12 protein-coding genes are annotated in these 11,826 nt (G+C 65.7%); 3 read left to right on the top strand and 9 right to left on the bottom strand.

Translation table 11 applies throughout. From position 1 onward, the window contains the following. Position 1: 1 nt before the first annotated feature. From ACVW17_RS29965 to ACVW17_RS29950, 4 genes are all read right to left on the bottom strand, one after another. Positions 2-637, bottom strand: coding sequence for a CvpA family protein (locus ACVW17_RS29965; protein WP_212014401.1), 636 nt, complete (start codon positions 635-637; stop codon positions 2-4). Between the two features lie 187 nt (positions 638-824). Further along, on the bottom strand, positions 825-2,312 hold the full coding sequence (radA, locus tag ACVW17_RS29960) for a DNA repair protein RadA (protein WP_456798199.1): 1,488 nt from the start codon (positions 2,310-2,312) through the stop codon (positions 825-827). Positions 2,313-2,400: 88 nt separating this feature from the next. Further along, positions 2,401-2,877: a hypothetical protein gene (locus ACVW17_RS29955; protein ID WP_456755207.1), complete on the bottom strand. Its 477-nt coding sequence runs from the start codon at positions 2,875-2,877 to the stop codon at positions 2,401-2,403. A 27-nt stretch (positions 2,878-2,904) separates the two neighbouring features. Next, complete coding sequence (locus ACVW17_RS29950; RefSeq protein WP_456755206.1) at positions 2,905-3,630, bottom strand: sulfite exporter TauE/SafE family protein; 726 nt, start codon at positions 3,628-3,630, stop codon at positions 2,905-2,907. 251 nt (positions 3,631-3,881) lie between these two features. Between ACVW17_RS29950 and ACVW17_RS29945 the strand changes: the two genes are divergently transcribed. Continuing rightward, positions 3,882-4,943, top strand: a complete 1,062-nt coding sequence (locus ACVW17_RS29945) for an IS30 family transposase (protein WP_456798198.1) — start codon at positions 3,882-3,884, stop codon at positions 4,941-4,943. On the opposite strand, the gene ACVW17_RS29940 is transcribed toward ACVW17_RS29945, so the two are convergent. From ACVW17_RS29940 to ACVW17_RS29925, 4 genes are all read right to left on the bottom strand, one after another. After that, positions 4,913-5,683, bottom strand: coding sequence for an exodeoxyribonuclease III (locus ACVW17_RS29940; RefSeq protein ID WP_456755204.1), 771 nt, complete (start codon positions 5,681-5,683; stop codon positions 4,913-4,915). The genes ACVW17_RS29945 and ACVW17_RS29940 overlap by 31 nt on opposite strands. Before the next feature lie 30 nt (positions 5,684-5,713). Further along, the gene (alr, locus tag ACVW17_RS29935) at positions 5,714-7,018 is read right to left on the bottom strand and encodes an alanine racemase (RefSeq protein ID WP_456755203.1); all 1,305 of its coding nucleotides are present in this window, start codon (positions 7,016-7,018) and stop codon (positions 5,714-5,716) included. A gap of 48 nt (positions 7,019-7,066) precedes the next feature. Beyond that, positions 7,067-8,569, bottom strand: a complete 1,503-nt coding sequence (locus ACVW17_RS29930; protein WP_456755202.1) for a replicative DNA helicase — start codon at positions 8,567-8,569, stop codon at positions 7,067-7,069. Positions 8,570-8,861: 292 nt separating this feature from the next. Then, complete coding sequence (locus ACVW17_RS29925; protein WP_283812622.1) at positions 8,862-8,984, bottom strand: hypothetical protein; 123 nt, start codon at positions 8,982-8,984, stop codon at positions 8,862-8,864. Between the two features lie 185 nt (positions 8,985-9,169). On the opposite strand from ACVW17_RS29925, the gene ACVW17_RS29920 reads away from it, so the two are divergent. Further along, on the top strand, positions 9,170-9,340 hold the full coding sequence (locus tag ACVW17_RS29920; RefSeq protein ID WP_456798197.1) for a hypothetical protein: 171 nt from the start codon (positions 9,170-9,172) through the stop codon (positions 9,338-9,340). A 20-nt stretch (positions 9,341-9,360) separates the two neighbouring features. On the opposite strand, the gene ACVW17_RS29915 is transcribed toward ACVW17_RS29920, so the two are convergent. Next, positions 9,361-10,614: a class I SAM-dependent methyltransferase gene (locus ACVW17_RS29915; protein WP_456755200.1), complete on the bottom strand. Its 1,254-nt coding sequence runs from the start codon at positions 10,612-10,614 to the stop codon at positions 9,361-9,363. A gap of 258 nt (positions 10,615-10,872) precedes the next feature. Here ACVW17_RS29915 and ACVW17_RS29910 point away from each other — a divergent pair, with 258 nt between their 5' ends. Then, the gene (locus ACVW17_RS29910; RefSeq protein ID WP_456755199.1) at positions 10,873-11,802 is read left to right on the top strand and encodes a hypothetical protein; all 930 of its coding nucleotides are present in this window, start codon (positions 10,873-10,875) and stop codon (positions 11,800-11,802) included. Positions 11,803-11,826: the final 24 nt, after the last annotated feature.

Below are 11,826 nucleotides of genomic sequence, written 5' to 3'. Positions count from 1 at the left end.
TTTATCGGCCCGCGGGTTTCTCGATCAGCTTCTTCAAGCTGTCACGCGCAGGTTTGCTATAGCCATCACCCGACGCCGGCGTCGCCTGATCATTGGTATCGGCCGCAGAATCGTCGTCTGGCTTATTCTTCTTGAACTTCTTTAAGATGGTGTTCTCGGGGTCGTCAGGCAAGAGCGTCATGAGCCAATCCCCGGTTCCCTGCAACACCACGCGGGACTTCGCGCCGGTCACCCAGTCGGGCCGCTGCTTGTCCGGAACCAGCCAGGTGAAGAACATGAACGCCACGACCACGATCAGGAGGCCGCGGGCGAGCCCGAACAGGAAGCCGAGAGTACGGTCGAGCGCGCCGATCCGGGAATCCAGGATCATGTCGGAAATCCGCACCGTGATCACGGAAACCACGATCAGCGTGCCGATGAAGGTGCCGGCGACCACGACGATGGCCGCGACCGTGTCGTTGTTGAAGTAGGTTTTGGCGGTCGGCAGCAGCTTCGAGAAAGCATACAGCGTGACCAGCGCGGCGGCGCCCCAGGCCGCGATCGACAGGATCTCGCGCATGAAGCCGCGCACCATGGCAAGCAGGCCCGAGATCAGCATCACGCCGAGCAGGACGAGATCGAGTATTGTTACGGGCATCGGCTGGTCAGGTCCGCTGGTACGTTTCGGTACGCTGTTAAGGGCTTACGCTGTGAGAGCTCTCGCGAATCGGCAAAGTCGGTGCCGTCCTAACTGAGGCGCATTGGGGGCATCCGGCAAGGCCGCAACACCACCTGTCCCGCGCGGCGGATGTATAGCGGCGAGGGGCTGAGACGTCACGCCCGCTTTAGGTGGTCTCGCGACGGAATCGGGCCGGTGTGGCATTTTTCCCAGCCTTATCAGCGTCTCCGGAGCCGCCCGGGTCGCCGCTTGGCGCACCTTCGTCGTGCCGTGGCGCAGCCCGGCCGCCGCGGGGCGTTCCGCGCGCGGCAATCTCGGCGACCAGCGTGGTCAGATTGCCGACGCTGTTGAGCGCGAGCCCCATATCGCCCCCCGGTTCGGGCAGGATAGCGCGGCCGAAGCCGAGCTTGAGCGCCTCTTTCAGCCGGGCCGGGGTCTGCGCCACCGGGCGGATCGCGCCCGACAACGAAATCTCGCCGAAATAGACTGCATCCGTCGGCAGCGGCGCATTCACCAGCGAGGACACCAGCGCGGCGGCCGCGGCGAGATCGGCGGCCGGCTCCTGGATGCGCAAGCCGCCGGCGACGTTGAGATAGACGTCATGTCCGGACAATTTGACGCCGCAATGCGCCTCCAGCACCGCCAGCACCATCGACAGCCGGCTCGGGTCCCAGCCGACCACGGCACGGCGCGGCGTACCCAGCGAGGTCGGCGCCACCAGCGCCTGCAATTCGACCAGCACCGGGCGGGTGCCCTCGATGCCGGCAAACACGGCTGTGCCGGGGCTGCCGAGCTCGCGTTCGGAGAGGAACAGTTCCGAGGGGTTGGTGACCTCGCGCAGCCCGAGTCCGGTCATCTCGAACACGCCGATCTCGTCGGTGGCGCCAAATCGGTTCTTGACCGAGCGCAGGATGCGGAACTGCTGCGAGCCTTCGCCTTCGAACGACAGCACCGCATCGACCATGTGCTCGACCACGCGGGGGCCGGCGATCTGGCCGTCTTTTGTGACGTGGCCGACCAGGATGATCGCGGCCCCGGTCTTCTTGGCGAAGCGAATGAGTGCCTGCGCCGAGGCGCGCACCTGGGTCACGGTGCCGGGCGCGGATTCCACCGTGTCGGTCCACATGGTCTGGATCGAATCGATCACGATCAGCCGCGGCACCGCGCCTTCCGACAGCGTCGAGACGATGTCCTCGACCGAGGTTTCCGAGGCAAGCTGCACCGGCGCATCGGCGAGCCCGAGCCGCTCGGCGCGCAGCCGCACCTGGGCCACCGCCTCTTCGCCGGAGATATAGACCGCGCGGTGGCCGGCGCGCGCCATCATGGAGGTGGCCTGGGTCAGCAACGTCGATTTGCCGATGCCGGGATCGCCGCCGACCAGGAGCACCGAGCCGCGCACGAAGCCGCCGCCGGTGACGCGGTCGAGCTCGGCCATGCCCGACGACAGCCGCGGCGCGTCCTGGGTCTTGCCGGACAGCGATTCCAGCGCAAACGTTCGCCCCTTGCGCTTGCTGCGGATCGAGACCGGCACCGAGCCCGTGGTGTCTTCCTCGGCCAGCGTGTTCCACTCGCCACAGGAGTCGCACTTTCCCTGCCAGCGATTATACGCCGCGCCGCAGTTCTGGCAGACAAAGGACAGGGTGGATTTGGCCATGAAGAAGAGCTCGATTCCTGATCCTCTCCATAGCACGGATCAAAGGGTCGCAATGCCCGACGGCCGCGCCGTGCCCGGGCATGTCGGGTCAGCGGAGGCCCGACGCCGATCGTTGCTTCAGGACGCGAACCGCGATCGGGGCGGCCGGCCATAGCTGCAGCCGGTAGTGGTCGTCGCCCTCGAGGCCGTTTTCCGACAGCGTGTCGAGCGCGCCGTAGGAGACGCGCACCCGATAGGACCCTGGCGGGGTCTCGATGCGCACGGCATCGGGGAAGTAGTCGGTGCAACCGGCGATCACGACGCGTCCGGACGCGAGGTCGAGGCTGGCTTCGACCACATGATCCCAGTTAGCCGAATCGTCGTCGGGCTCCTGCTCAAGCAGTGTCACCGCGACTGGAACTTCCATATTCCTCACGGTGCCGATCCCGACCGTCCCCGGCGCGATCGCGAGCATTCGATCGGTCGCTTCCTCCGTCCACGCAGCGGAAAGGTCGCCGGATGCAGGTTCATCCTGGATGTAGAATTGAAAGTAATCGGCGAACAGTGAAAGTTCGAGCGATTTCATTTTAGGGCTTCCCTGGATGATCGATCTTCAGTTCATCATAGCGGTCCACAGCAGCGACGCGCCCGCCGCCAGCATGATGCCGTCCATGATCAGCCGGAATGCCTCCGGCTTCATATGCAGCACGAAGCGTTTGGCGATGAAGGCGCCGGCCATCAGCGAGATGCCGGCGATCAGGCCTTTCAACGCGATATCAGGTGTCAGCGCGCCGAACCGCTCGAAGGTCACCGATTTGCTGACATAGAGCCCGAGCGAGCTCGCCGCTTCGGTGGCGAGGAAGGCGCCCTTGTTGAGGCCGTAGAACAGGAACAGCGGCACACTGAGCGGGCCGGTCGAGGCGACGATGCCGGTGAGGTAGCCGATCAGCGCGCCGCCGATTGCGAGATGCCAGAGATTGGCTTTCAGCCTGTGCCGCGCCAGCCAGTGCCGCACCGGCACCATCGCGATCAGGAATACGCCGATCGCGATATCGACCGCGCGCGAGGGCAGCACGAGCAGCGTGCGCGCGCCGAGCGCTGCCGCCGGAATGCCCGTGATCGAATAGGCGGCGCAAGCGCGCCAATCGACCTCGCGCCACCAGGCCAGGATGCGCGACACGTTGGCCATCACGGCGGCGACCGCCATGATCGGCACCGCCTGCTTCGGGCCGTATTGATAGACCAAGACCGGCATCAGCATGATCGACGAGCCGGTGCCGACGATGCCCGAGATGGTGCCGGCGACGAGGCCGACGATCAGGACGAAGACAAAGCCCACCTGTTCGCTCCGAGAGGAGGTTTGCCCATGCCACCGATTGGCCCGCCGGCGCAAGGGTCGCGGATAGCGCCACATATTCGGCGTCGTCCCTGCCTAGTGCGCAATTGCGCACGGGAGCAGGGACCGATAACCACAGGCAGTCATTGTTGAGCGACGCCCGAACGACGCGTCTCTTCAACAACAGCCGCCGCGGAGTATGGGTCCCCTGAGTTCACAAACGAAGTGCAACACTTCCTTGAGGAGGTGTTGCGATGGGGCGGAGTTACGAGCAGCTATCCCTGGACGAGCGATGCGAGATTGCCCGGCTTTCAGCCAATGGCAGCTCGGTGCGGCAAATCGCGGCAGCTCTGGATCGCTCGCCATCAACGATCTCTCGGGAGCTGAACCGCAATTCTGGCGCCCAGGTCGGCTACAAACCCAGCTATGCCCAGCAACAGATGCGAGCGCGGCGCTGGACGGGCGTACGCCTCGAACGGGAGCCCGGCCTGCGCCGCGCGGTCTTGGAGCGCCTTGGTCAGGGCTGGTCGCCCGAGCAGGTCGCGGGCCGGCTGGCCCGCGAACACGGCCGCAAGGTGATCTCCCACGAGACCATCTACCGCTTCATATACGCCCAGATCCGGCGCACCTCGGACTTCAGCTGGCGGCGTTATCTGCCACGCGGCAAGAGCAAACGCGGCTACCGCGGCAAGAAGGGCGGCAGTCCCGCAAGCTTCATAGAAGGCCGTGTTTCCTTGGACAAACGGCCTATCGAGGCCGCCGATCGCAATGCCCCCGGTCATTGGGAAGCCGACCTGATGATGTTCTCCAAATACGGTCAGGCGATCCTGACCGTGCACGAGCGCACCTCGCGCCTGCTGCTCGGCATCCGCATCGCCAGCAAGCTCGCGCGCGGTATCGCCCGTCATCTCGTCCGCTTGTTTGCTGCCTTGCCGGAAGGCCTGTGCCAGACCGTTACCTTCGACAATGGGACCGAGTTCGCCTGTCACCTGGAGCTGCACCGCCTCGCGATCGAGACCTTCTTCTGCGATCCGCACGCGCCCTGGCAGAAGGGCGGCATCGAGAATGCGATCGGTCGGATGCGCCGCTTCATTCCACGCAAAACCGATCTCGCGACCTTCCCGACGCGCCGCCTCCGCCAGTCGATCAACGCCTACAACAACACCCCGCGCAAATGCCTTGACTTCCAAACCCCTCTCGAGGCCTTCTCTCAAGTGTTGCACTTCGAGTGTGAATCCACCTCCCCGCTTTCGCAGGGACGACGGCTGTGGTGGGGCAGGCGCCATCACCTCAACACCACCCACACCGGTGCATGATCACTGGCTCCTTCCTCGCCGCGGATGTCGCGGTCGACGCCGGCTTTCGCGAGCCGCGCGGCGACCTCGGGGCTGAGCAGGAGATGATCGAGCCGCAGGCCGGCGTCGCGCGGCCAGCGCTGGCGCTTGTAGTCCCAGAAGGTGAACATTGGCTCGTCCGGATGCAGCGTGCGGATCGCATCGCACCAGCCCTGGTCGACCAGCGCCTTGAACGCGGCGCGGCTCTTCGGCTGGATCAGCGCATCCTTGTCCCAGGAGCGGGTCGGATAAATGTCGAGAGGCGTCGGCGCGACATTGTAGTCGCCGGCAAGCACCACGGGCACCTCCTGCTTCAGCAGCTTGGCGGCGTGGGCGCGCAACCGCTTGAACCAGGCGAGCTTGTATTCGAATTTTGGTCCGGGCTGCGGATTGCCGTTCGGCAGATAGAGGCTGGTGACGACGATGCCGCGCACCGCGGCCTCGATGTAGCGCGCCTCGTGGTCGTCGCGATCGCCGGGCAGGGCGGTGCGGATCAGCACCGGATCGGCCTTGCGCGCGAGGATGGCGACGCCGTTCCAGGTCTTTTGTCCCTGCCACACCGCGCCGTAGCCGGCCTTCGCGAGCGCGGCCGCCGGAAACTCGGCGTCGCTGGCCTTCAACTCCTGCAAGCTGACGACGTCCGGTTTGGCCGCCTTCAGCCAGCGCAGCAAATTGGGCAGCCGGCGGTTGACGTTGTTGATGTTGAAGGTCGCGATCTTCATGCGGTCAGACGATCGCGACGATTCATGCCGTCAGGCGGAGGGCAGTGGTGGCGGTGCAGCGGGCGCGGCCGTCGGCATGACTGGCGGCGCCGCTTGCGTGGTGGCCGGTTTGCTCGTCTCGGCGACCGCGTCGACTTTCTCGACACTCGCGTCGCTTGTCGCCGCAACCGCATCGCCGCCCTTGTAGATGCGCACGAAGCGGCGGCCGAGGCTGGTCAGCACCTCGTAGCCGATGGTGCCGAAATGATGCGCGACCTCGTCGACGGTGATGCCTTCGCCGATCAGCGTCACCATGTGGCCGCGGCGCACCGCGTTCTTGTCGAGGTCGGTGACGTCGACCGCGATCAAATCCATCGAGACGCGGCCGGCGATCGGGCAGCGCTTGCCGGCGACCACGACCTCGGCGCCGCGGGTGCCGTCATTGGCGCTGGCGGCGCGGAAATAGCCGTCGGCATAGCCGGCGGCGATGATCGCGAGCCGGGTCGGCCGCCGCGCGGTCCAGGTGCCGCCATAGCCGACGGTCTCGCCGCGATCGATGTTGCGGATCTGCACGATGCGCGCCTTGAGGTCGACCACGGGCTGCATCGGGTTGTCGGCCTCCGGGGTCGGATTGACGCCGTAGAGCGCGCAGCCCGGCCGCACCATGTCGAACTGGAATTGGGCGCCGAGGAACACGCCGGAGGAGTTCGCCAGCGAGGCCGGCACGCCGGTGAACAGGCTTGCGATCTCGCGGAAGCTCGAAAGCTGCCTGGCGTTGACCGGACTGTTGAGCAACTCGGCGGAGACGAGGTGGCTCATGACCAGCGTGATGCCGTGATCGCCGGCATTGATCCGCGGGATGATGCCCTGCGCTTCGCTGACCGTCAGCCCGAGCCGGTTCATGCCGGTGTCGATATGGATGGCTGCGCCGCCGGACCAGCCGGAGCGGCGGCAGAACACATCCCATTCGGCGAGTTCGTTGAGATCGCCGATCACAGGCTTGCAGTCGATCCTGGCGTAGGCATCGCCGGTCTGCTGGAAGAAGCCGCCGAGCGAATACACGGTCGCCTGCGGAGCGGCGGCGCGCACCGCGGCGGCTTCCTCGACATTGGCGACGAAGAAGGTCTTGCAGCCGGCCTTGGCGAGCGCCCGCGACACCTGCTCGGCGCCGCAGCCATAGGCGTTGGCCTTGACCACGGCGGCGCATTCGGCGGGGACTGCGGTCTTCTCGAGCTTGCGCCAGTTGGCGATGATGGCGTCGAGGTCGATGGTCAGGATGCCGGTGGCGGCCGGGTGGGCCGCCAGCAGGTTGGCTTCGGGCGTCAGCTGCGATTTCGCGTCGGTCACGATGTTCATGGCGCAGTTGTACGCGGCAGGCTTGCGCCGTTCAACCGCGCAGCGGAATCAGTGGGAGTGATCCGGAACCTGGCCGTCGGCCGCGAGATCGCCGAACCGGGTGACGCTGGCCTCGAAGTGCAGCTCGACGGTGCCGGTCGGGCCGTGACGCTGCTTGCCGATGATGACTTCGGCCTTGCCGTGGGCGAGGCCCATTTCCATCTGCCACTTCTCGTGCTCGGGGGTGCCGGGGCGCGGCTCCTTGTTCGCGAGGTAGTATTCCTCGCGGTAGACGAACATCACGACGTCGGCGTCCTGCTCGATCGAACCGGATTCGCGCAGGTCGGACAATTGCGGCCGCTTGTCGTCGCGGTTTTCAACCTGACGCGACAGCTGCGACAGCGCGATCACCGGGACGTTCAGTTCCTTCGCGAGCGCCTTCAGGTTGGTGGTGATCTCGGTGATTTCCTGCACGCGGTTGTCGGTGCCCTTCTTGCCGGAGCCCTGCAGCAGCTGGATGTAGTCGATCACGATCAGGTCGAGACCCTTCTGCCGCTTGAGCCGGCGGGCGCGGGCCGTGAGCTGCGAGATCGAGAGGCCGCCGGTTTCGTCGACATAGAACGGCAGCGACTGCAACTCGATCGAGCAGTCGCGGATCTTCTCGAAATCGAGCTCGGAGATGCCGCCGCGACGGATGTGGCTCGACGGGATTCCGGTGCGTTCGGCGAGAATACGGGTGGCGAGCTGCTCGCCGCTCATTTCGCAGGAGAAGAAGCCGACGGAGCCGCCGTTGGCGGCTTTGACCGTGCCGTCGGCCTGGACCTCGGGCACATAGGCCTTGGCGATGTTGTAGGCGATGTTGGTGGCGAGCGAGGTCTTGCCCATACCGGGCCGGCCGGCAAGCACGATGAGGTCGGAGGGCTGCAAGCCGCCCATGCGGGCGTCGAGATCGCGCAGGCCCGTCGAGATGCCCGACAGCTTGCCGTCGCGCTGGAATGCCTTTGCCGCCATGTCGACGGCGACCGTGAGCGCATCGGCAAAGCGCTGGAAGCCGCCGTCATAGCGCCCGGTCTCGGCGAGTGCGTAAAGCTGCCGCTCGGCGTCCTCGATCTGCGCACGCGGCGCGAAATCGACCGGCGCGTCGTAGGCGACGTTGACGATCTCCTCACCGATCTGGATCAGGTTGCGGCGCAGGCTGAGGTCGTAAACGGTGCGCCCGTAATCCTGGGCGTTGATGATGGTGGTCGCCTCGGCCGCGAGGCGAGCGAGATATTGGCTGACGGTCATGCCGCCGAGATCGAGCTCGGCCGGCAGGAAGGTTTTCAAGGTGACGGGCGTTGCAACCTTGCCCATCCGGATCAGGCTACCGGCCGTCTCGTAAATCTGCTGATGGATGATTTCGAAGAAATGCTTCGGCTCGAGAAAGTCGGAGACGCGATAGAACGCGTCATTGTTGACCAGGATGGCGCCCAGCAGACCCTGTTCCGCTTCGATGTTGTGCGGCGCATTCCGATAGGTCGGCGATGCGGCGTCAGGCGCGAGCTTGTGGACGTTCGAATCAATCAAGGCCATGGACGAGCTTATTCTTCTGATTGCGTCGTTGCTGCGATTTTCGGATGTGGGGCGGCGATCAAGCGCCAGCCCGGCACGAAGCGAAAGGACGGATATTTTCTTATGCACGATTCACACACCGCGATGTGTGAATCGCGACGGCCGGATGCATTCCGCTTGACGGGGTTTCGCCCAGGATCGGGCGGAGGGCGGCCGATCAGGAATGTCGTTGGCGAAAACCGGACGCAGCCTGAACCTTTTTGGGCGCGAGCCGACCCATGCAGAGGCGAGGCGGCGGCTGGCCCCGGTTCCTTCAGATCAGGATGAGGAAAGCCAGCGCAACCAAGGCGGCCACCACGCCGGTGGCGATCAGGGCGTAGTCGGTCGCGATATCGCGCTGCGGGTCCAACATCGTCTGGTGCGTTTCTCGGGTCATTCCGGACCACTACGACAGCCCGGGACAGACCTTTGTGAAGCAGATCACACCTGCTGCACTTTCTTTGCAGCAAGGATCGCGGGAACGACCCGGCGGATTTCGGGTTGTATCCGCTCAGGGAAGATACGGCGGCGATGGCTCAAGAGTTTCAGACAGCGCGATCGAGGGTTGGCCGGGCAGGCGGTGTGGACCGCCGCTGGCTGGTCGCGCTTGTCGATGCCATGGAGCAGGCGGCGCGTCCGGAGGTCCGGAAAGCTCCTTGCGACGCCAAGCTGATCTCGGCCGCCGCGGCCCATCTGGCGCGTCCGGCCTCGACCTTCGCCCATTGCGGGTCGGCCTACAGCCTCCGCAACTGACAGCACCCATCCTGTCGGGTTTACTCGCCGGCGAGTTGCAGCCGGGGCTTGGCGGCGTCGGCCTCCTTCAGCCGCAGCCGGGCTTCCTCGCGCCCGATATAGTCGCGGGTCATCGGGACGATGCCCTGGCGCTTGGTGAGCTGGAGCTGGAAGTTCATCATGTTCTGCACCCGGAACGACATCTCCGCGGCAGCGAGATAGAACTCCCACATCCGGGCGAAGGCTTCGTCGTAAAGCCGCACGGCCTCCTCGCGCCGCGCCATGAAGCGCTCGCGCCACGCCTTCAGCGTCTCGGCATAGTGCAGCCGCAGGATCTCCATGTCGCAGATCAGCAAGCCGGCCTTCTCGATCGCCGGCATCACCTCGGACAGGGCCGGGATGTAGCCGCCGGGGAAGATGTATTTGCGGATCCAGGGGCTGGTGACATCGGGGCCGGTCGAGCGGCCAATCGAATGCAGCAGCATCACACCATCGTCGCTCAGCAACTCGGCGCAGCGCTTGAAGAAGGTCTCGTAATAGGCGACCCCGACATGTTCGAACATGCCGACCGAGACGATGCGGTCGAAGGGGCCGGGGATGTCGCGGTAGTCCTGCATCAGGAAGCGCGCCGATTGCGACAGGTTCCGCTCCGCGGACCGGGCGTTGGAGATCTGCAGCTGCTCGGTCGACAGCGTGACGCCGGTGACATCAGCACCGCTCATCTCTGCAAGATAGAGCCCGAGCCCGCCCCAGCCGGAACCGATATCGAGCAGGCGGTGGCCGGGCTTGATCAGCAGTTTTGCCGCAAGGTGGCGCTTCTTGGCGAGCTGGGCGTCGTCCAGCGTCGCCTCCGGGGTCTCGAAATAGGCGCAGCTATATTGCTTGTCGGCGTCGAGGAAGAGCGAATAGAGGCGGCCGTCGAGGTCGTAATGGCGGGCGACATTGCTTCTGGAGCGGCCGCGCACGTTGATCTGCTGGGCGCGCCGCCCGAGGAAGCGCAGCCAGGCCTGCAGCCTGGCAAAGTTCGGCAACATGGCCGCCTGGCCCATCAGGACGGCCAGCACATCGGCGATGCTGCCTTGTTCCACCACGAACGTGCCGTCCATGAAGGCTTCGCCGAGATAAAGTTCGGGATCGACCAGCACGCGGGCTTGGGCCGCCCTGGTCGTGAAGCGTGCGGCCGCCGGAATGCCGGTGCCGTCGCCGCATGTGAATTGAGCGCCGCTCGCGGTCGTGAACGTGATCGAACCGCGGCGGATAAAGCGCCCCAAGAAGTATCGCAACAATCGGTCCATCGAGACACCAACGGAACGGCAAGCTGCACACCGACACCACCGGAGCTGATCACTCCAATGTGTCCCCAAACTAAACATAGGCAGGGAATTGGATCGCGCTATTGCGTTGTGCTCAAAGCCGATATTCCAAAATGTGACAATTGCGTGGATGCGTCACGCGCGTGCTTCCATTCGCGCGATAATCGTCTAAAAGGTGACCGCCGCAGCCGATCCATCAGGTGCAGGCGGCGATTTTTCCGGAATCTGGAGACTTAAGGAATGTTGAGCCGAGCCCTCAGTCTGGCGACGGTGACGCTTCTGATTGGCCTGTCGGCCGGGTCGGTGCGCGCACAAAACCTCGAGGCCGGCAAAAGCCCCTCCCAGATCTTCGCGAACACCTGCACGGCCTGCCACAAGAGCCCGCGCGGCCTGCTGAAGACCGTTCCGGCCGGCTCGCTGCCGGGCTTCCTGCGCCAGCACTACACCACATCGAGCGACATGGCCGGCGTGCTGTCGTCCTATCTGATTTCGAACGGTGCCAACGACCCACGTTACCAGGCCAAGGATCAGCCCAAGGGAGCCAAGGGCAGGGAAGGCAGGCAGGAGGCAATCCAGTCTCCGGAGCAGGCCTCCGAACGTCCGTCGCGCCGGCAGCATCAGGGCGCGGCACAGGAAGGTGCAAAGCCGGATGCCGATGGTCTGACCCAGGCGCCGGGCGAGGGCCGTCAGGGCCACCGCGGCCGGCGCATGGCCCGCCCGACCGAAACGCCGGAGGGCGCCAAGCCGGAGGACGGCCAGCCGCCGCAGGCCGCAAGCGAGGGCAAGCCGTTGCGCCAGAAGCACGGCCGTCGCGGCAAGCCGCTCGACGAGCCGAAGTCGGAGGAGGCGCCGAAGGGCGAGACCTCCAGCGACGAGCCAAAGGCCCAGACGGCTGTGAGGCACGAAGACAAGGGCGAGGCCGAGAAGCCGGCGAGACCTGCCAGCCAGCCCGACGCGGCCAAGCTTGATGCGCCGAAGAGCAGCAGCGAGCCTTCTGCCCTGCGCTCCGACCCGGTTCCGCAGGTCACGCCGGCGCCGGCCGCACCCGAGCCCGCCGCTGCCGCGTCTCCGGCACCCGCCGCGCCGCCGGTGACCGCGACCGCGCCGCCGCCACCGCCGCCCCCGACGACGCCAGGCTCCGGTCCGCCGGAGGCGCCAAGCTCGAAGTAATCGCCGACGCCGGACCCATGAGGC

Source organism: Bradyrhizobium sp. USDA 4473 (genome assembly GCF_054063335.1).
The sequence above is the reverse complement of the archived record's forward strand: the minus strand, read 5'-3'. Positions and strand labels throughout refer to the sequence as shown.